Origin of the sequence: Shewanella sp. ANA-3, from assembly GCF_000203935.1 — a bacterium.
In the GTDB taxonomy this organism is placed as follows: Bacteria; Pseudomonadota; Gammaproteobacteria; order Enterobacterales; family Shewanellaceae; genus Shewanella.
This window is the reverse complement of record NC_008577.1, coordinates 1,189,934-1,211,302: the sequence shown is the minus strand read 5'-3', so window position 1 is coordinate 1,211,302 and position 21,369 is coordinate 1,189,934. Positions and strand designations below refer to the sequence as shown.

16 protein-coding genes, 2 tRNA genes and 1 pseudogene are annotated in these 21,369 nt (G+C 48.3%); 2 read left to right on the top strand and 17 right to left on the bottom strand.

Annotation, left to right across the window (positions count from 1 at the left end; translation table 11 throughout):
- Positions 1-138: 138 nt before the first annotated feature.
- Complete coding sequence (gene pnp / locus SHEWANA3_RS05435; protein ID WP_011716147.1) at positions 139-2,238, bottom strand: polyribonucleotide nucleotidyltransferase; 2,100 nt, start codon at positions 2,236-2,238, stop codon at positions 139-141.
- A 192-nt stretch (positions 2,239-2,430) separates the two neighbouring features.
- Here pnp and SHEWANA3_RS05430 point away from each other — a divergent pair.
- Positions 2,431-4,481: pseudogene (locus SHEWANA3_RS05430) on the top strand (EAL domain-containing protein).
- Positions 4,482-4,567: 86 nt separating this feature from the next.
- Here the strand turns inward: SHEWANA3_RS05430 and rpsO are convergent.
- The 14 genes from rpsO to rlmE all read right to left on the bottom strand — a co-directional run bounded on the left by rpsO (position 4,568) and on the right by rlmE (position 17,874).
- Complete coding sequence (gene rpsO / locus SHEWANA3_RS05425) at positions 4,568-4,837, bottom strand: 30S ribosomal protein S15 (protein WP_011621820.1); 270 nt, start codon at positions 4,835-4,837, stop codon at positions 4,568-4,570.
- A gap of 126 nt (positions 4,838-4,963) precedes the next feature.
- Positions 4,964-5,917: a tRNA pseudouridine(55) synthase TruB gene (gene truB / locus SHEWANA3_RS05420; RefSeq protein ID WP_011716145.1), complete on the bottom strand. Its 954-nt coding sequence runs from the start codon at positions 5,915-5,917 to the stop codon at positions 4,964-4,966.
- Positions 5,917-6,357, bottom strand: a complete 441-nt coding sequence (rbfA, locus tag SHEWANA3_RS05415; protein WP_011716144.1) for a 30S ribosome-binding factor RbfA — start codon at positions 6,355-6,357, stop codon at positions 5,917-5,919. The genes truB and rbfA overlap by 1 nt, the downstream gene beginning before the upstream one ends.
- A 62-nt stretch (positions 6,358-6,419) precedes the next feature.
- Positions 6,420-9,089, bottom strand: coding sequence for a translation initiation factor IF-2 (gene infB / locus SHEWANA3_RS05410; protein WP_011716143.1), 2,670 nt, complete (start codon positions 9,087-9,089; stop codon positions 6,420-6,422).
- A 25-nt stretch (positions 9,090-9,114) separates the two neighbouring features.
- Positions 9,115-10,614, bottom strand: coding sequence for a transcription termination factor NusA (nusA, locus tag SHEWANA3_RS05405; RefSeq protein WP_011716142.1), 1,500 nt, complete (start codon positions 10,612-10,614; stop codon positions 9,115-9,117).
- Positions 10,615-10,643: 29 nt separating this feature from the next.
- Positions 10,644-11,099, bottom strand: coding sequence for a ribosome maturation factor RimP (gene rimP / locus SHEWANA3_RS05400; RefSeq protein WP_011716141.1), 456 nt, complete (start codon positions 11,097-11,099; stop codon positions 10,644-10,646).
- Positions 11,100-11,269: 170 nt separating this feature from the next.
- Positions 11,270-11,346: transfer RNA gene (locus tag SHEWANA3_RS05395), tRNA-Met, on the bottom strand.
- An 83-nt stretch (positions 11,347-11,429) separates the two neighbouring features.
- Positions 11,430-11,516, bottom strand: a tRNA-Leu gene (locus SHEWANA3_RS05390).
- Positions 11,517-11,527: 11 nt separating this feature from the next.
- Positions 11,528-11,860 (bottom strand): preprotein translocase subunit SecG, encoded by a 333-nt coding sequence (secG, locus tag SHEWANA3_RS05385; protein WP_011716140.1) that lies wholly within the window; start codon positions 11,858-11,860, stop codon positions 11,528-11,530.
- Position 11,861: 1 nt separating this feature from the next.
- Positions 11,862-12,644 (bottom strand): triose-phosphate isomerase, encoded by a 783-nt coding sequence (tpiA, locus tag SHEWANA3_RS05380; protein ID WP_011071430.1) that lies wholly within the window; start codon positions 12,642-12,644, stop codon positions 11,862-11,864.
- Between the two features lie 193 nt (positions 12,645-12,837).
- Positions 12,838-14,175 (bottom strand): phosphoglucosamine mutase, encoded by a 1,338-nt coding sequence (glmM, locus tag SHEWANA3_RS05375; protein ID WP_011716139.1) that lies wholly within the window; start codon positions 14,173-14,175, stop codon positions 12,838-12,840.
- A gap of 74 nt (positions 14,176-14,249) precedes the next feature.
- Positions 14,250-15,083: a dihydropteroate synthase gene (folP, locus tag SHEWANA3_RS05370; RefSeq protein ID WP_011716138.1), complete on the bottom strand. Its 834-nt coding sequence runs from the start codon at positions 15,081-15,083 to the stop codon at positions 14,250-14,252.
- A 158-nt stretch (positions 15,084-15,241) separates the two neighbouring features.
- On the bottom strand, positions 15,242-17,215 hold the full coding sequence (gene ftsH / locus SHEWANA3_RS05365; protein WP_011716137.1) for an ATP-dependent zinc metalloprotease FtsH: 1,974 nt from the start codon (positions 17,213-17,215) through the stop codon (positions 15,242-15,244).
- A gap of 29 nt (positions 17,216-17,244) precedes the next feature.
- Positions 17,245-17,874 (bottom strand): 23S rRNA (uridine(2552)-2'-O)-methyltransferase RlmE, encoded by a 630-nt coding sequence (rlmE, locus tag SHEWANA3_RS05360; protein WP_011621809.1) that lies wholly within the window; start codon positions 17,872-17,874, stop codon positions 17,245-17,247.
- Between the two features lie 90 nt (positions 17,875-17,964).
- Here rlmE and yhbY point away from each other — a divergent pair, with 90 nt between their 5' ends.
- Positions 17,965-18,264 (top strand): ribosome assembly RNA-binding protein YhbY, encoded by a 300-nt coding sequence (gene yhbY, locus SHEWANA3_RS05355; RefSeq protein WP_011716136.1) that lies wholly within the window; start codon positions 17,965-17,967, stop codon positions 18,262-18,264.
- 57 nt (positions 18,265-18,321) lie between these two features.
- Here the strand turns inward: yhbY and secF are convergent, their stop codons facing one another.
- Both secF and secD read right to left on the bottom strand, forming a co-directional pair.
- Positions 18,322-19,206 (bottom strand): protein translocase subunit SecF, encoded by an 885-nt coding sequence (gene secF, locus SHEWANA3_RS05350; RefSeq protein ID WP_011716135.1) that lies wholly within the window; start codon positions 19,204-19,206, stop codon positions 18,322-18,324.
- A 2-nt stretch (positions 19,207-19,208) separates the two neighbouring features.
- Positions 19,209-21,083: a protein translocase subunit SecD gene (gene secD / locus SHEWANA3_RS05345; RefSeq protein ID WP_011716134.1), complete on the bottom strand. Its 1,875-nt coding sequence runs from the start codon at positions 21,081-21,083 to the stop codon at positions 19,209-19,211.
- Positions 21,084-21,369: the final 286 nt, after the last annotated feature.

The window sequence follows — 21,369 nt, the reverse complement described above, 5'->3', positions numbered from 1 at the left end:
AATCCCACTTCAGGACTGCTATTGAGGAATAGCATTAAACGCAATTTTATTAAACCTAAACAAACAAAAAGGAGATCAATTGATCTCCTTTTAGTCACGTCATGTCGAAACTGACGCCGATAATGTCAGTAAAGACGATTATTCAGCAGCGGCTTCTTTAGTCTGTGCTTCTTTGATTGACAGTCTTACACGACCTTGACGATCCACTTCCATTACCTTAACGGTAACTTCTTGGTTCAGTTCAAGGTGGTCAGAGACGTTAGCAACACGCTCATCGCTGATTTGCGAAATGTGTACTAAACCATCTTTGCCAGGCAGAATGTTAACGAAGGCACCGAAGTCTACGATACGGATAACTTTACCGTTGTAGATACGACCCACTTCAACTTCTGAAGTGATTTCTTCGATACGACGGATGGCTTCACGGGTTGCATCGCCATTTGACGAAGCAATCTTCACAGTACCGTCATCTTCCAGTTCGATAGTGGTGCCGGTTTCTTCGGTCAGCGCACGAATAACCGCGCCGCCTTTACCGATAACATCACGGATCTTCTCTGGGTTGATCTTGATAGTTGTGATACGTGGAGCGTGGTCAGAGATATCATCACGGTGTGAACCAATCGCTTGGTCCATCACGTTCAGGATATGTACACGTGCGCCGTAGGCTTGTTGCAGTGCAATTTCCATGATTTCTTTGGTGATACCTTCGATCTTGATGTCCATCTGCAGTGCAGTCACACCGTCACGAGTACCGGCTACTTTGAAGTCCATGTCACCTAAGTGGTCTTCATCACCTAAGATGTCAGACAGAACAACGAAGTTGTCGCCTTCTTTTACTAGACCCATAGCGATACCCGCTACAGAAGTCTTGATTGGTACACCCGCATCCATCAGCGCAAGAGACGTACCACAAACTGATGCCATAGAGCTTGAACCGTTAGATTCAGTGATTTCAGAAACCACGCGAACGCTGTATGGGAATTCTTCAGCCGTTGGCATGACTGCGTTGATACCGCGCCATGCTAACTTGCCGTGACCGATTTCGCGACGCTTAGGTGAACCCACCATACCTGTCTCACCCACAGAGTAAGGAGGGAAGTTGTAGTGCAGCATAAAGCGGTTAGTACGCTCGCCCATGATGCTATCAATCTTCTGTGCGTCACGCTCAGTACCTAGAGTACAAGTTACCAGTGCTTGAGTTTCGCCACGGGTAAACAGTGCACTACCGTGAGTACGTGGTAATACGCCTGCTAATACGCTGAGAGCACGAACCATGTCTGGCTCACGACCGTCGATACGAGGCTCACCACGGATGATGCGACCACGAACCACTTTCTTCTCTAAGCTACCGAGCAAACCGTCAACTTCACGTAAATCGACGTCTGGGTTTGCAGCCAACAGTGCTTCTTTAGCAGCGGCTTTAACCACAGCAACTTGAGCATAACGATCTTGTTTAACTTGAATTTGATACGCTTGCGCTAAACCGTCTTCAGCTAATTCTTTAACTTGAGCAACTAAGGCTTCATTGGCAACTGGTGCAGTCCAATTCCAAGCTGGTTTACCCGCTTCTGCTTTGAATTCAGCAATCGCTTTGATAACCACTTGTTGTTGGTCATGGCCATAAACCACTGAGCCTAACATCACTTCTTCTGGTAATGCTTGAGCTTCTGACTCAACCATCAATACCGCGCTCTCAGTACCGGCAACAACTAGGTTCAGTTGGCTGCTTTCTAACTGAGTCACTGTTGGGTTCAGTACGTATTCGCCATTGATGTAACCCACGCGCGCTGCACCTAATGGGCCGCTGAATGGGATACCCGAAATAGCAAGCGCAGCCGAAGTACCGATCATTGAAATAATATCCGGCTCGATTTGTGGATCGACAGATACAACAGTAATGATCACTTGAACTTCGTTTGTGAAGCCATTAGGGAAAAGAGGACGAATTGGACGGTCGATCAGGCGAGCGATTAATGTCTCATCTTCTGAAGGACGGCCTTCACGCTTAAAGAAACCACCAGGAATTTTACCTGCTGCGTAGGTCTTTTCTTGATAGTTAACAGTCAGAGGAAAGAAGTCACGGCCTGCTTCAGCTTCTTTTTTACCAACAACAGTGACTAACACTGTCGTGTCACCCATGCTAGCTAAAACGGCAGCGTCTGCTTGACGTGCAATAACACCTGTTTCCAGGGTGACTGTATGTTGACCATACTCAAAACTCTTTACAATTGGATTCACGTGACCCATTCCTTAATTAATGACCTTGAATTACGCGCGTAAGTATACTGCAATTATCCACAATAGATAAAGAGCAGATAATGATGACAAAGGTCTATCTTTTCACTAAAGTGGGTAAACGAACAAAGAGTTATGCTGTAACTTAATGTCGCAAGATCCCCATAGCGAAAACAATAATAAAGGATGTGTTGAATGACGGGTCGCTTTAAATCCCTAACTTGGAAACAAACAAATCTCGTCGTTTTTACAGCGCTTTTTTCGCTATCGCCATCTTCATTGTTGAAATCGCCCTCGTCGTCTCCACCAAGCAGCAACTCACTACCACTCAACAGGAATTACTCGATTCTGTAGAACAACCCGCCGCCAACGCCGTCTGGGCTTTAGATGATAATTTGGCAAGGCAAACCCTAGAGGGGGCGATTAAAGTAGAGCATGTGGGCTCTGCGGTGATTGAACTCGATGACGGCTCGATGTTTGTTTCCGTGAGCAATAATAAGAAAAACAACTCACAAACCTTTATCAGCCTCAGCAATAAACTCTTTGATGACTTAAAAGAAATCTCACGGCCCTTGTATCGGCCCTTTTACTTTGAAGGCACTCAAAAACAGCAGCTTATCGGCACGCTAACCATTTTTTACGATACGCAGGAACTGACCAACACCCTCTTTAGCCAGTTACGCTTCAGCTTTTTTGCCACCTTAGCCCGCGCGCTGTTACTCACCTTAGTGCTGTCTGTCGTATTCCACCGCTTCTTGACACAGCCAATAGCCAGGATCAGCGAGGCCATTGATAAGATTTCCCCCGATTCGCCCGATGAAAACCTGCTGCCCATGTCCAACGCCCATAAGGATGATGAATTAGGTCTAGTGACATCGAAGTTTAACCAGATCCTTATTCAATTCAGTCAGACCCAATCCAAACTGCGTAAAATGGCCACCCGAGACCCATTAACAGGCCTTCCTAATCGAACCCTATTACTCGAAACCATTGCCGTGACTATCCAGCGCTCACGGGTTCATAAAAGCAGTTTTGCTTTGATGTTTATCGACTTAGACCGTTTCAAAAATATCAATGACTCCCTCGGACACGCCCTTGGCGATCAATTCCTCGCCCGCATCGCCCGTATTTTGGAACGCGTGGTGGGCGATAAAGGGTCAGTATCACGCCTAGGCGGCGATGAATTCGTGATTCTAGCCGACTCAGTTCACTCCCCCGACCAAGCTGCCGACTTTGTCGATAAGCTGTTAGTGCAGCTGAATGTGCCGATTCAGCTGAATGAACATGCGATTCACCCGGCGGCATCGATTGGGATTTCCATCTATCCAGAAGATGGCAACAGCGCCGAAGATCTTATCCGCCATGCCGATATCGCCATGTACAGCGCCAAGGCCGCAGGATCGAATCAATGGGCCTTCTTCAAACAACAGATGACCGAGCGCGCGGCTGTGCGACTCCGTACCGAAGCATCGCTACATGATGCCTTGAAAAACAATGAATTTTTGCTCTACTTTCAGCCCAAATTAGATTTACAAACCGGTAAGATCACCGCTTGTGAAGCCCTGATCCGTTGGCAAAAGGATGGCCGTTTAATCAGCCCCATCTCCTTTATTCCGGTGGCGGAAGAAACCGGCATTATTATTCCGATTGGACGTTGGGTTATCGAGCAAAGCTGCCGCGTGCTACGCGACTGGCAGAAGAAATATAACTATGCGATACCGATTGCTATTAATGTCGCGTCACAACAATTTGCCGATGCCAGCTTAGTGTCGGACATTAAGCAAATGGCGCTGCGTTACCAAATTCAACCGGAATTGCTCGAAATTGAAATCACCGAAACATCGTTGATGAATGACATTGAGCTTGCGATCAACAAGTTAGAACAGCTCAAGTCGGCCGGATTTGGTATCGCCGTCGATGACTTTGGTACCGGCTACTCTTCCCTGTCTTACCTGCGGCATTTGCCGATCACGACCATGAAAATCGACCGCTGCTTCGTATCCGACTTACCAGGAGACAGTGCGATTGCCTCGACCATTTTGATGTTAGGTAAACAGTTAAATCTGACTATCGTCGCCGAAGGCATCGAAAACGAGCAGCAACTCGATTGGCTCAAGCGTAACCAATGTCAAATAGGTCAAGGCTTCTACTTTAGCCAGCCGTTACCACAGGCAGAGTTTGAGGCGCTGTATATTGCCAACCAAACCGCAACCATTAGCAATATTGATGGATTTCGTGGCGCCTAACGCACCGAAGAGAGAGTGTAAAAGAGTAAATTTGAGGCAATAAAAAAGGAGGCTTAGCCTCCTTTTTTATGTCAGTAAACGCGTGATTAACGACGTAAACCTAACTTTTGGATCAGCTCATTGTAACGCGCTGCTTCAGTACGCTTCAGGTAAGCTAATAACTTACGACGAGCGCTAACCATGCGTAACAGACCACGACGTGAGTGGTGATCGTGGATGTGCTCTTTGAAGTGATCTTGCAAATGGTTGATTTGAGCAGTTAACAGCGCAACTTGAACTTCAGTTGAACCAGTGTCGTTTGCGCCACGGCCAAATTCAGCCAGGATCTTTGCTTTCGCTTCAGTACTTAGTGACATGTGTCTCTCCAAATATAAAATGTGAATCTCTAGCCGATCACTAACTCAGCCAGAGGGCGCGCTATTCTACCCATAATCCTTGGCGCGCGCAATAAATGCGATGGATTAATAACCCAAGACAATCAATTAAGATGCTTTAGCTTGGTCGTGGAGCACAACTAAGCGCTTTGGTGCCAGTAAGCCATCTTGGTTCATCTCGCCAATTCCAACGAAACGACGCTCAGTGCCCAACGTAATGCGCACCAATGTATCTGCAACGAGTCCAGAGACACGTACCGCCTGACCTTGCATTAAGTAAGCTGCGCTTGCATCTGGCACATTGACCTCAGGAAAGTCAGCAACAGCGGTATCCATAGGTAGCAGCAACGAGTCAAGCAAACTGCTAGGGTCAAGCTGCTCTTCCTGCGCCTTAGCGACTAAGGCTTCGAGTTGCTCCAAGGTGACCATTTTGTCGTAGGGATAATGCGCGACTTGAGTACGACGCAGCATAATCACATGGGCGCCACAACCAAGCATCTCACCTAAATCATCGATGATAGTGCGAATATAAGTGCCCTTTGAACAATGAATGTCTAAGGTCAGCTCATCGCCTTCTAGACCGATGAAGTTCAGTTCAAAGACCGTAATTGGACGCGCCTCGCGCGGCACTTCAATCCCCTCGCGGGCATACTTATACAAAGGCTGGCCTTGGTATTTCAGCGCCGAATACATGGAGGGTACTTGCTGGGTATCGCCACGAAAATGCTCTAAGGCGGACATTAACTGCGCCTCAGTGAATTCGAGCGGGCGAGTCTGCACCACTTCACCGTCGGAGTCGCTAGTATCTGTGCGTTGTCCCAGTTTTGCGGTAACCAGATAACGCTTATCCGAATCCAGCAAATGCTGCGAAAACTTAGTCGCTTCGCCTAAACACACAGGTAGCATACCCGTTGCCAAGGGATCGAGCGCCCCCGTGTGCCCCGCTTTATTGGCATTAAAAAAGCGCTTTACCCGTTGTAATGCAAAGTTGGAACTCATGCCAGTGGCTTTGTCCAACAACACAATACCGTCGATAAAGCGGCCCTTCGAACGTCTCGCCATTACGCTTTACCTTCGGTGTCATCGGCTTCGTCGATGTCATTCGACGTCACATCTTCGGCGCTACCAAACTGTTGCTGCTTGGCTTTATCACTGTTGATCACTTGGCTGACGAGGTTAGACATACGCATACCTTCAACCAATGAACTGTCATACACGAAACGGATTTCAGGCATGACTCTCAGCTTCATGCGGCCCGCAACTAAAGTACGGATATAAGGCGCAGCTGTAATCAAGGCATTGAGCTTTTCTTGCACCAGCTCTTTGTCTTCTTCGAAGAAAGTCACAAACACTTTGGCGTAACTTAAATCGCGGGATACATCGACATCATTAACGGTTACAAAACCAATACGGGGATCTTTCATGTCGCGTTGTAACACAACAGCCAGCTCTTGCTGCAACTGCTGGGCTATGCGACGTGTACGACTGAATTCTTTTGCCATAATAGAGTTACCATAGCTAATGTATTAAATTGAAAGGGCGGCTAATGCCGCCCTCTTTATCGTTACAGTGTACGTGCCACTTCGACGGTTTCGAATACTTCGATTTGGTCACCCACGCGGACATCGTTGTAGTTCTTAACACCGATACCACATTCCATGCCGTTGCGAACTTCGTTAACGTCGTCTTTAAAGCGACGTAGCGATTCGAGTTCACCTTCGAAGATCACCACGTTATCACGCAGTACGCGGATTGGTGCGCTGCGCTTGATGGTACCTTCAGTCACCATACAACCGGCGATTGCGCCAAGTTTTGGTGACTTGAACACGTCACGTACTTCAGCCAGACCGATAATCTGTTGCTTGAATTCTGGTGACAACATACCCGTCATCGCCGCTTTCACTTCATCAATCAGATTATAGATAACGCTGTAGTAACGCAGGTCAACACTTTCGCTTTCGATAGTCTTACGTGCCTGTGCATCGGCACGGACGTTAAAGCCAACCATGATAGCGTTAGAAGCCGCAGCTAAAGTCGCGTCGGTTTCGGTCAGAGCACCCACACCGCGAGCGATGATGTTCACTTTCACTTCGTCGGTAGACAGACCCATTAAGGAGTCGGTAATCGCTTCGAGTGAACCTTGAACGTCTGCCTTCAGAACGATGTTCAGTTCCTTCACTTCGCCTTCGGTCATGTTCGCGAACATGTTTTCCAGCTTAGACTTCTGCTGACGTGCTAATTTCACGTCACGGAACTTACCTTGACGGTACAGCGCTACTTCACGGGCTTTACGCTCGTCGCGAACAACAGTTGCTTCATCACCGGCAGATGGCACACCTGACAGACCTAAGATCTCAACAGGGATTGATGGGCCCGCTTCAGTGATTGAACGACCGTTCTCGTCTTTCATCGCACGGATTTTGCCGTATTCTAAACCACACAGAACGATGTCGCCTTGGCGCAATGTACCTTCTTGAACCAGAATCGTTGCCACAGGGCCACGACCTTTGTCCAGTTGTGATTCGATAACCACACCTGCCGCCATACCGTCACGTACTGCTTTAAGCTCTAATACTTCAGCTTGCAGCAGAATGCCTTCGAGTAGGTCGTCAACGCCAGCACCTGTCTTAGCAGATACGAAGGCGAACATGTTGTCACCGCCCCAATCTTCAGACATAACGCCGTGTTGCGCTAATTCGCTCTTCACGCGGTCGATATCGGCTTCTGGTTTGTCCATCTTGTTGACGGCAACAATCAATGGCACGTTACCGGCTTTAGCGTGTTGAATCGCTTCGATAGTTTGTGGCATTACGCCGTCATCGGCAGCAACAACCAGTACAACGATGTCAGTCGCTTTAGCACCACGGGCACGCATTGCGGTAAACGCGGCGTGACCAGGGGTGTCTAAGAAAGTAATCATGCCGTTTTCCGTCTCAACATGGTATGCACCGATATGCTGAGTAATACCACCGGCCTCACCCGCAGCGACTTTCGCGCGGCGGATATAGTCGAGCAGAGACGTTTTACCGTGGTCAACGTGACCCATGATGGTCACAACTGGCGCACGAGGTTCAAGCTTAACGCCACCCTCTTCATCACGCTCAGACAGTACTTGTTGCTCTAATTCGTTTTCACGGATCAGTACTACTTTGTGGCCCATTTCTTCGGCAACTAATTGGGCGGTTTCTTGATCTAACACTTGGTTGATCGTCACCATTGAACCCATCTTCATCATTTGTTTGATGATTTCAGTCGCTTTAACAGCCATTAAGTGCGCAAGTTCTGCCACAGTAACGGTTTCACCGATACGTACGTCACGGGTAACAGCAGCTACTGGCTTGTTAAAGCCGTGTGCCATTGATTCTGGCGCTGTGCTGCGGTTACGCATGTGTTTTTCGCGACCATCGCGAGCATCTTTACCACCGCGTTTAGTCTTAGCGGTGTTTTTGTTACGTGCACGACGACCACGCTTTTCTTCATCCATATCCGATGAATCTTCAGCGGCACGGGCCACTTTAGAGGTAGTGATATGGTGATCGCTATAACGCTCAGCCTCTTTACGTTGACGCTCTTCTTCGTCCCAACGCTTAGAGTTTTCTTCTGCTAACAGACGTGCTTTTTCAGCCGCTTTAGCCGCTTCTTCGTCTTGCTTACGCTTAGTCGCTTCCGCTTGAGCCGCTTTTAAACGCTCAGCTTCAACACGCGCCGCTTCCGCTTCTGGCGAAGTATCTTTTGTGGTTTTCGCATCAGTCGCCGCTTTGGCTTTAGCTTTTGCTTCAGCATCCGCTTTCGCCTTGGCTTCAGCTTTTGCTTCGGCGTCTGCTTTAGCCTTAGCTTCGGCTTCCGCTCTGGCCTTGGCTTCTGCTTCAGCTTTTGCCTGAGCTTCGGCTTCTGCCTTCGCTTTAGCTTCTTCTTCAGCTTTCAGAACCGCTTCGCTCACGTCGCGCTTAACGAAAGTACGGGTCTTACGTACTTCTACTTTAACGTCTTTAGATTGACCACCATTACCGGCCACACTCAGGGTCGATACGGTTTTACGTTGCAGTGTCATTTTGGTCGGTGCACTTTCGCCGCCATGCTGCTTCTTCAGATAATCCAGTAACTGTTGCTTCTCAGCTTCAGACACGTTATCAGTTTGGCCTTTCTTAATTCCGGCCTGAGAGAATTGCTCAATCAGACGTTCAACACTTTTACCCACTTCCGTGGCCAATTTCTCTACGGTAGTATCTGCCATCAGTTAAATCCCCCTGTTGATCGACTTATGCTTCTTCGCCAAACCAACAGATGTTGCGGGCAGCCATGATCAGCGCACCTGCTTTTTCTTCTGTCAATTCTTCAATTTCGATCAAATCATCAATGCCTTGTTCAGCCAAGTCTTCTAGAGTCACGATACCTTTGCTTGCTAAAACATAGGCTAAGTGTCTTTCAACACCTTCAAGTGCTAATAACTCTTCACTTGGCTCCACACCATCTAGTGCTTCTTCAGTGGCGAGAGCTCGAGTTGAGATCGCCGCTTTTGCACGCTCACGTAATGCTTCAACGATATCTTCATCGAAGCCATCAATTGCTAATAATTCAGATACAGGCACGTAAGCCACTTCTTCGAGAGAAGTAAAACCTTCGTCAGCCAGTACTTGAGCAAAATCTTCATCTACATCCAGTGCGTTAATGAATAAGCTCTTCACCTTAGCGCTCTCGGCTTGGTGCTTCTTGTTCATGTCTTCCACTGTCATTACGTTCAGTTCCCAACCAGTCAGCTGAGTCGCTAAACGTACGTTTTGACCGTTACGGCCAATCGCTTGTGCCAGACTTTCCGCTTCAACGGCGATATCCATTGAGTGGTTGTCTTCATCAACGATGATAGAAGCCACATCGGCAGGCGCCATTGCGTTGATCACATATTGTGCTGGATTATCATCCCACAACACGATATCCACACGCTCGCCACCGAGTTCATTCGATACTGCTTGTACACGTGCACCACGCATACCTACGCAAGCACCGATTGGGTCGATACGACGGTCGTTTGACTTCACGGCGATCTTAGCGCGTGCACCTGGGTCGCGCGCAGCGCCCATGACTTCGATCAGCTCATCGGCGATTTCCGGTACTTCAACACGGAACAGCTCAATCAGCATATCTGGCTTAGTGCGAGTTAAGAATAACTGCGCGCCACGTGCCTCTGGACGTACTGAATACAGCAGTGCACGGACACGGTCACCAGGACGGAAAGATTCGCGTGAAATTAAATCTTCACGGAACAATACGCCGTCAGCGTTGTTACCTAAGTCAACAACAACACTTTCACGGGTCGCTTTTTTCACAACACCAGTGATCAGCTCGCCTTCTTTATCTTGGAACTGTTCAACGACTTGCGCACGCTCGGCTTCACGTACTTTTTGTACGATCACTTGCTTAGCGGTTTGCGTCGTAATACGGTCGAAGGCAACAGATTCGATCTGATCTTCGATGTAATCGCCAGGTTGGATTTCTGGGTTTTCGTAACGCGCAGCTTCCAAGGTGATTTCGCGGTATGGGTTTTCTAACGCAACACCGTTATCATCGATCACCATCCAGCGGCGGAACGTTTCATAGGCGCCGGTTTTACGGTCGATAGAAACACGAACGTCGATATCGCCTTCGTATTTTTTCTTGGTTGCAGTTGCCAGCGCAGTTTCTAGCGCTTCAAAAATTTTCTCGCGTGGAACGGCTTTTTCATTTGAAACCGCCTCAGCGACTAGCAGAATCTCTTTATTCATTTCGTCTTGCCTCGTTCACCTTGAAACCATCAAAACTTAGCGATGATGTTGCCTTTACGGATATTATCCAAGGCGACAACCAGCTCTTTACCATTCACATTGAGTGACAGCATTTGGCCGTCAACCTGTGTAATGGCGCCTTTTAAATTACGACTGCCCGCGACAGGCATAGTCAGTTGAAGCTTGACATCCTCACCGACGTAGGCCGCATATTGTTCAGCAGTGAACAGCGGTCTATCTACACCGGGTGAAGAAACCTCTAAGGTATATTCGGTCGAAATAGGGTCTTCAACATCGAGTACAGCGCTGACTTGGCGACTTACGTTGGCACAATCTTCGATATTGATACCATTCTCACCATCAATGAACACGCGCAGGATTGAATGTTTACCCGCTTGTACATATTCAATGCCCCAAAGTTGGAAGCCTAATGCCTCCACAGGCACTTTGAGCATGTCTGCCAGTCTGGATTCTAATGTTGCCAAAATTGACCCCCGGAAAAAACAAAAAAGGGCTTAATAGCCCTAGTAAAACGTCGCATCGGATACGACAAATTTAAAAGTCCCAGATAACAAAAAACCCCGTAATGACGAGGTTATTAGCTTCAAGAACCTGTAAACCATAACGAATTCAAATACTATTCGTTACTAGGAGCTGGTTGCGGGGGCCGGATTTGAACCGACGACCTTCGGGTTATGAGCCCGACGAGCTACCAAGCTGCTCCACCCCGCGTCAACTGTGTGCAAGTATATTGACTATCGTCTTTGCTTGCAATAACTAAGTCAGCGCTTACTTCGTCTCACTTAGCTATATTATGGTGCCGAGAGCGGGACTTGAACCCGCACGTCCGTTAGGACACAGCCACCTCAAGGCTGCGCGTCTACCAATTTCACCACCTCGGCGACACCTTTTACTAGTCAGGAATTTTCGTTTCTGACTTTTCGGTTGCTTGATCAACTGGTTGAGTAACCTGTTCATCAGCACCTAAATTTTTCCATGCATCTTCATTTTTTGCGTGGTTTGCACTTAAGTTGCCAATCAGCAGACTTAACGTGAAAAACGCAATGGCCAGAATCGCCGTTGTACGTGTCAGGAAGTTACCTGAACCGCTTGAACCGAATAAGGTACCTGATGCACCGGCGCCAAATGAGGCACCCATGTCAGCTCCTTTGCCTTGCTGGATTAAGATCAGGCCAATTAAACCTAATGCAACCAACAAGTAAACAACTACTAAAACTTCATACATATTATGCGCTCATCGCTATGGTACACAGACTTAAAAACTCGGTAGAGTTTAAACTGGCACCGCCAATCAGTCCACCATCAACATCAGGTTGGGCAAATAAATCTGCCGCATTACTCGGTGTCACACTGCCACCGTACAAAATCCTGATATTTTCTCCGATAAACGGAGACACTTCAGAGAGACGCTTGCGTATAAACGCATGTACTTCTTGTGCCTGCTCTGGTGTCGCGCTCTTACCAGTCCCTACCGCCCATAACGGCTCGTAAGCGATAATGGCGTTATCAAAAGCCATAGTGCCATTTTTCTGGATCACTATATCCAACTCTTCCGCAATCACCTCGAAGGTACGTCTTGCTTCACGTGCTGGACCCGACTCACCCACGCATAAAATGGGGGTTAAACCGTGCTTTTGTGCTGCAGCGAATTTCTCCGCTACGATATTACTCGTCTCTCCGTACATACGGCGACGTTCTGAATGCCCGATAATGACATATCGACATCCGCAATCTTTAAGCATCTGACCCGAAACTTCTCCGGTATAAGCGCCAAAGTCATGTTGACTTAAATTCTGAGCGCCCATCCTAACAAGTGAACCGTCTAACGCTTCCTTGTTTGCTTCTAGCAGTTGCCTTACGCTTTCTAGATAGATAGAAGGCGGGCATAAAACCACTTCAGCTGAATCATTTTGGAGCTTTGAGGCAAATTTCTTGAACAACTCTTGGGCTAATGCCGCGCTGCCGTTCATCTTCCAATTGCCAGCTACCATAGGACGTCTGAGTGCCATCACTGTCTCCTCTGAAAGCGGCGTGAATAATAGCGAACCACTTATTAAGTTACAATAGCTAAATTCGAAATTTTTCAGATATTAGGTTGGAATGCTTACTTTTTACACGCCAAACCCTATTCTTGCTCATTAATGCAGCTAACACCTTCATTTTTAATCGGTATCAGCTGCACTCGACTAAAGATTGGTCTGATTAGCTCGCCGATTTTACCGCATCTGCGATCAAATTGGCGTGCGCTAACACAGTATTGTGATCATCACCTTCAACCATTACGCGAATTAACGGTTCAGTACCTGATTTACGTAGTAATACGCGACCTCGGGCCCCCAGTTCTGATTCAACCTGAGCTTGAGCGGCTTTAACTTTATCTGAGCTTAATGGGTCGTGTTCCCCCTCAAAACGCACATTCACTAACACTTGTGGCAGCATCTCCATTGGGGCAGTGAGTTGCTCTAGTGTGGCATTTTGTCGACGCATTGCCGCCAATACCAAGATACCTGCCACGATACCATCTCCCGTCGTGCCATGGTCAAGGTTAAGGATGTGGCCCGAGTTTTCGCCGCCAATGCGCCAATCGAGTTCTTTCAGTAACTCCATCACATAACGGTCACCCACTTTAGAGCGGGCAAAAGGAATATCTAAGGCTTGCAAGGCTAAATCGAGGCCTAGATTAGACATTAGCGTGCCGACAACGCCACCACGCAGCACGCCACGGGCTTTAGCATCGCAGGCCAGAATATAGAGAATTTGGTCACCATCGATAACTTCACCACGGCTGTTGACCATCATAATACGGTCACCGTCACCATCGAGTGCAATCCCTAAATCGGCGCCTTCGGTCAATACGGTTTCGCAAATTTTCGCCATGGACGTGGCGCCCACTTTGTCATTGATGTTGACGCCATTGGGCTTATCACCAATGGCAATCACCTCTGCGCCTAACTCACGGAATACCGCAGGTGCAATGTGATAGGTCGCTCCGTGAGCACAGTCCACGACAATTTTTAACCCTGTTAGGGTTTGATCCGCAGGGAAGTTACCCTTGCAGTATTCGATATAACGGCCACGCGCATCTTCAATACGTGACACTTTGCCCAATAGATGTGACTCAACACACTCTAAGGGCTTTTCTAATTCGGCTTCAATTTCCAGCTCTAGGTTATCGTCGAGCTTGCTGCCATCGGTTGAGAAAAACTTAATGCCATTATCGTAATAAGGATTGTGGGATGCACTGATCACCACCCCCGCCTCTGCGCGGAAAGTGCGAGTGAGATAAGCCACAGCAGGTGTTGGCATTGGCCCCATTAACATCACATTGAGGCCAGCTGCCGAAAGACCCGCCTCTAAGGCAGACTCAAACATATAACCCGAAATACGGGTATCTTTACCAATAATCACTTTTTTCGTGCCGCTGCGGGATAACACCCGCCCAGCAGCCCAACCCAACTTTAATGCCAGCTCGGGAGTCATCTGGCCTGAACCTACCTTGCCACGAATACCATCGGTTCCAAAAAATTTACGTTCGCTCATATTGCCCCACAAACTTCAATGTGTCCCTTCGGTTGGGATCATAATATTAATGAAATACTTAACAAAAATAGCCTTTATAGATATGCCTGTGTCGCTTGTAACACTTTCAGCATATCGACAGTTTCAGGGACATCATGGACACGAATGATATGTGCCCCTTTCTGGGCCGCTATCATGGCGCCAGCAAGGCTCCCCGCTAAACGCTCGGAGGTCGGTCTAGCAAGGAGGTTTCCTATCATGCTCTTACGGGATAAACCTATCAATATCGGCAGTTCAAACTGCTCAAAACTATCTAACTTCGCCAGCAGTTCATAGTTGTGTTCTAAGGTTTTACCAAAGCCAAAACCCGGGTCGATTAACAATCGCTCCCGCGGGATCCCCGCATCGATGCAGGCTTGAATACGCTCGTACAAAAACTCAGAAACATCGGCAACAAGGTCTTGGTATTCGGGCGCCGTTTGCATACTGCGCGGTGCGCCCTGCATGTGCATCAAACAGATGGGCACATTTAGCTGCGCCGCAGTCTCTAAAGCCCCAGGCTCCAACAAGGCACGCACATCGTTGATTAAATGGGCGCCAGCATTCACCGCTTGTCGCATCACTTCCGGTTTACTGGTATCGACCGAAATCCACACATCATGGTGTTTCGCGACATATTCCACCAAAGGGATCACCCGTGCGAGTTCATCTTGAACCGACACATCGGCCGCGCCCGGTCTTGTCGACTCGCCACCGATATCGATGATAAGCGCCCCTTGGGCGACCATCTCATCGGCATGTTGGCAAGCTAATTCAAAGGAAGAGAACTTTCCACCATCGGAAAAAGAATCGGGAGTAACATTCAGAATGCCCATCACGACGGGCGAGGCTAAGGATAAGCGTTTGGTTCCAGCAATTAATTCAAACACGCATTGACTCCATTTGGGACAGCTTGCTAGCGCGCTTCATCCGTTTTCTGCGCTTTTCACTCATGTGACTGATTTATATTGAATGACAGCGCAGTCAATTTTCTAGCAAGATAAAACAAGAAAACCCCTTAACGGGGTTCTCTTTCAATTAACAACCGCTACTTAACGGGTGACTCATCGGCATCTTTCAGCTCTGCCTCAACGGGAGCAGTTTTTACCACTTCGTCGACTTTAACGGCAGGTTCACCTTTGCCATTGCCTTTGTCATTTGAACCATTGTCATCCGCTTGCCAATCGGCAGGCTGACGCACTTCACGACGGTTCATTAAATCGTCAATTTGCAGTGAATCAATGGTTTCATACTTCATCAGCGCGTCTTTCATCGAATGTAGAATATCGATGTTATCCAGCAGGATTTGCTTAGCACGGCCATAGTTTTTATCGATAAAGGCTTTCACCTCGGCATCGATAACCGTCGCGGTTTCGTCGGACATTGCCTTGGCTTTACCCATGCTACGACCTAAGAACACTTCGCCCTCTTCCTCTGCATAAAGCAGTGGGCCGAGTTTTTCAGAGAAGCCCCATTGGGTCACCATATTACGGGCAATCGACGTCGCATATTTAATGTCTTGTGAAGCGCCTGTAGACACTTTTTCGCTACCGTAGATCAGCTCTTCGGCTAATCGACCACCGTAGGCAACCGAAATCTGGCTCTCTAACTTACGACGGCTTTGGCTAATCGCATCGGCCTCAGGTAAGAAGAAGGTCACACCCAGCGCACGACCACGCGGGATGATGGTTACCTTGTGCACAGGGTCATGCTCTGGCACTAAACAGCCCACAATCGCGTGACCCGCTTCGTGGTATGCTGTCATTTCTTTTTCAGCTTCCGACATCACCATAGAGCGGCGCTCAGCCCCCATCATGATCTTGTCTTTTGCACGCTCGAATTCTTCCATACCGACAACACGGCGGTTACCGCGCGCCGCAAACAGTGCCGCTTCGTTAACTAAGTTGGCTAAATCGGCACCGGAGAAACCTGGAGTACCGCGGGCAATTACGCTTGCTTTCACATCTTCAGAAAGTGGCACTTTACGCATATGCACTTTAAGGATTTGCTCACGACCGCGAACGTCCGGTAGACCCACAACCACTTGACGGTCGAAACGACCTGGACGCAGCAGCGCAGAGTCCAATACGTCAGGGCGGTTGGTCGCCGCAATTACGATAATCCCTTCGTTACCTTCGAAGCCGTCCATCTCAACCAGCATTTGGTTAAGGGTTTGCTCACGTTCATCGTGACCACCACCTAAGCCTGCGCCACGCTGGCGACCTACGGCATCGATTTCGTCGATGAAGATAATACAAGGGGCTGATTTTTTCGCCTGTTCGAACATGTCACGCACACGAGATGCACCGACACCGACGAACATTTCTACGAAGTCAGAACCTGAAATGGTAAAGAAAGGTACCTTTGACTCGCCCGCAATCGCTTTAGCCAGTAAGGTTTTACCTGTACCTGGTGGGCCAACCATGAGCACGCCCGTTGGAATACGACCACCCAGTTTTTGGAATTTGGTTGGATCACGCAGATAATCGACCAGTTCTTTCACTTCTTCTTTGGCTTCATCACAGCCAGCAACGTCAGCAAAAGTGGTCTTGATTTGATCTTCGCTCATCAGCTTGGCTTTGCTCTTGCCAAAGGACATAGCGCCTTTGCCACCGCCGCCCTGCATCTGGCGCATAAAGAAAATCCATACCCCAATCAGCAGCAACATTGGGAACCAAGAAATAAAGATCTGGGTTAAGAAACCCGATTCTTCGGCTTCTTGGCCTTTCATGGTGATGCCTTTACGGTCAAGATCATTAATTAAATCTTGGTCATACAGTGGCATGATGGTCGTGAATTTTTCGCCCGTGCGCTTAGAACCTTCGATAGTACGTTGGTCACTTTTCACTTCAACACTAGCGACTTGTCCATCACGAACATTGTCTAGGAAAGTAGAATAATCCATCTTCTGCGATGACGAAGAAGAGGGGGAGTAACCCTGAAACACTGACATCAGCACGACGGCGATGACAACCCAGAGTATTAGATTTTTTGCCATGTCACTCAAATTACTAGACCTCATAAAGTCTTGCGATGATTAACGCTAGGGTACTACAACTTGTACCCTGTCGCCACAAGATAGACTTCACGGGAGCGTGCCCGCGACGAGTCCGGTTTACGTGTTTTTACTACTTTGAATGCGTCTTTTACCGCCTTCATATATTCGTCAAATCCCTCCCCCTGAAAGACTTTGACCGCAAAACTGCCGTTAGGTGCCAATACTTGATGACACATATCTAACGCCAGTTCGACTAAATACATGGCGCGCGGCTGATCGACACCATCGGAACCACTCATGTTGGGCGCCATATCAGATAATACAACGTCAACCTTATCCGCACCGACGCGAGTTAGCAATGCTTCGAGCACTTTCTCTTCACGAAAGTCCCCTTGCAAGAAATCCACGCCGACAATAGGATCCATTGGCAAAATATCACAGGCGATCACTTTACCTTTATCTCCGGTCAGCTTGACGGCTATTTGAGACCAACCACCAGGAGCCGCACCTAAGTCCACCACAGTCATTCCAGGGCGGATCAATTGGTCCTTCTCCTGGAGCTCCTCAAGCTTGAACGCAGCGCGAGAACGCAATCCCCGTTTCTGTGCTAGTTTGACATAATGATCATCAAAGTGTTCCTGCATCCAACGGGTGGAACTGGCCGTACGTTTTTTACCTGACATTTAAAATCCGCAACAATTGAGAGTTACACAAGGGCTATATAAGGGTAGAATAGCGGTTTTTCAACAGTAACTCAGCAAAAGTTGGTAGAAATGAACTTAACAACCAAACAAAAACAGCATTTAAAAGGTCTGGCGCACAATTTAAAGCCAGTGGTGCTGCTTGGTGCCAATGGATTGACTGAAGGTGTACTCGCTGAAATTGAAAGCGCACTCGCTTATCATGAACTGATTAAAGTGAAAGTAGCCTCTACCGATAGAGAGCTAAAAAATGCCATCGTTGATGCCATAGTACGTGAAACTCAATCTGCAAAAGTGCAACTTATTGGTCATATTCTGGTGATTTATCGTCAATCGCCTGAAATGAAAATTGCCCTGCCAAGAGCTAAGTAATTTTCCAGCCTTAAACAAAACGGCCACTCAAGCGAGTGGCCGTTTTGTTTTCAGCACTTAAGGCGTGTCGGTGATGACTTGCACTTTATAATGCTCTGGCGTTAATCCCAAAAATTCAGGCAATGAAGTCCCGACCGATATCGATGAGAAAGTACCAGTCAAGATGCCGATAAACATGGCTATCGAGAATCCTTCCAACGGCCCACCACCCATAATCCATAACGCTCCGACCGTCATTAAGGTGGTTCCCGAAGTCACCATAGTGCGGGAAAATGTCGCGACAATCGCTTGGTTATTAATCTCCTGAATAGCAAGCTTTGGCTTAGCAATCAATAACTCCCGAATCCGGTCGGCGATAATGATCGAATCGTTGAGTGAATAACCTAAAATCGCCAGCACTGCAGCGAGTACAGTTAAATTAAACTCCATCTGGGTTAATGAGAAAAAGGCGAGCACAAAAATCACGTCGTGCACCAGCGCAAATAACGCGCCGGAGGCGAGACGCCATTCGAAGCGATAACTCAAATACCCTAAGATACACAGCATGGCCACCAACAGGGCAAGACCGCCCTGCTCGGCTAACTCTTTACCCACTTGCGGGCCGACAATACTGGTGTTCAGTACTTGCACCTCACCCAGTGGCGCTAAGGTTTGCGCAATATCAACATTACTTTGTGCAGTGTCCGCATAGCGTAATACCCAACGCCCAGGCTCACTGGCCGAAATCACCGTCACCTCTTGCTGATAAGCCGCGTTCAATAAGGGTTGCAACTCGCTGCTGGTGATACGCCTGTCGAGCTGAACCTCAGTCACCACACCGCCAGTAAAGTCTAAGCCCCAGTTAAAGCCTTTCATCCCGATGATGGTGAGTGAGGCCAGCATTAAAAAGATAGAGATAGCGCTCGATACATAACGCCATTTAGTCAGATTGATATTCTTCATAGTTATACCCTCACATGGCGGCGCGCATCACGCCCATACACTAGGTTGATTAAGGCTCTTGAGGCAAAAATACCGGTAAACATACTGGTTAGCAGGCCCAAACCCAAGGTCAAGGCAAAGCCTTGGATGGGACCATTACCGATGGAATAGAGCACAACCGCGGTAATCATAGTGGTGAAGTTAGCGTCGAAAATGGTTGAAAACGCACTGTCAAAGCCAGTGTCGATAGCCAGAGCGAAGCTGCGCCCCTCTTTCAACTTGTCTTTAATCCGCTCGAAGATCAGTACGTTGGTATCGACCGCCATGCCGACCGTTAACACCAGACCGGCAATACCGGGTAAGGTCAATACCGCGCCGGGGATCAGCGCCAGCAAACCAAAGAGGATCACCATGTTAGCAATCAAGGCCACATTGGCCACCCAACCAAGACGGCGATACCAGAGCGCCATAAACAGCAAGGTAATTCCCATGCCAAGACCGAGCGCTGCAAAACCGTTTTGAATGTTTTCGGCGCCAAGGGTTGGGCCAATGGTACGCTCTTCAACAATGGTCACGGGCGCCGTCATTGAGCCCGCGCGTAGCAGCAGCGCTAATTGCTGCGCCTCTTGATAGGTGCCTGCGCCCGTAATTCTAAAGCGATCTCCGAGCTGTGATTGAATGGTCGCGACACTGATAATCTCTTGGGTTTGCTTAGCTTTGCCCTGCTCATCCCGGCTATATTCGCTGTAGGATGTTGCCATCGGTTTACCGATATTGGCGCGGGAGAACTCCGACATTTTTTGGCCGCCGATACGGTCGAGGTGAATGTTCACTTCGGCCATGCCCATTTCACCAATATTGGCGCGGGCATCGACAATATGATCGCCACCCAATACGGGCGTGCGGGCCACATAAACAGGATTGCCAGATTTATCCTTCAGCACCTGCGCATTCACTGAACCCGACTCTTTGACCTCAAAAAAGGCCAGACTTGCGGTCGCGCCTATCACGTTTTTAGCTGCAGCAGGGTCTTGGACACCGGGCAGCTCGATACGAATACGATGTTCGCCCTGACGCTGCACTAGAGCCTCAGTGATGCCCAGCTCCTCAATCCGGCTACGCATAATTTGCAGGTTTTGCTGCACGGTTAAATTACGTAACTTGATTTGCTCTTCTTGAGCGAGTTTGACCACTAAGCCATTATCCGCATTGGTTAATTGCCAAGTCGGGTAGCTTTGCTGCATAAACTGGCGAATGGTTGAGCGCGCGTTATTGGTGGATTGAGCCGCGTCATTAAATGCAATTTCGATTTGCAACCCTGCATCATCGCGCGTGCTATCAATACGCACACTGGCGCCACGAATTTGCTGTTCACGCAAAAACAGCCTAAGGGACTCGACTAACGCATCGGCTTGGGCTTGATAGACAGGCTGCACATCCACATCGAGCAAAAATTGCACCCCACCGCGCAAATCGAGCCCGAGTTTAATCGGTTCAAAGCCCATATTTTGCAGCCAGCTTGGCGCAGCACTCACCAGTGCCAGCGTGAGCTCTTTCGGCTCACTCACCATGGATGACACTAAGGTCTTTACCAAGGTTTGCTCGCTGTCATCATTGAGCACGATAAGGGTTTGCCCGCCTTCTGAGCTGTTGGCACTGCCCTGTTGGGCATGCTTAACTTCGATACGTTTAACCTCAACGCCCTGCGCCTTTAATTTATCCCGCAGTTCAATGGGGGTTAAGTTAAGCCCCGCTTTAGCGCCCACCTGCACGGCGGCGTCTTCTCCATACCAAGTCGGTAATGCACTGAATAACATCACGATAATGGTGACGATAAGCACAAGGTATTTCCAAGCTGAATAATGATTTAGCAGCTTTTTACTCTGAATTTTATCCATAGATATCACTCGCATGATATTGCCCGCTCTGATAGCCATCTGTAGTGCAAATAGCGCTAATAACCATGAGCGAACAATCACTGTATTACGGTGAAACCTGTAAACACGGATCCCACAAGGAGAACGCTAGATGCGAGCAAACTCAGTGGTGATAACCGATTCAAATTCGTCTAAACCGAATGGATTTAAATCCAATGCGATTTAGTCGCACCTTCGGCAATCACTCCGCAGGCTTTGACATTAGGTTATCGGGTACAGGTTTCGGATGACAAAATGCAAAGTTAAT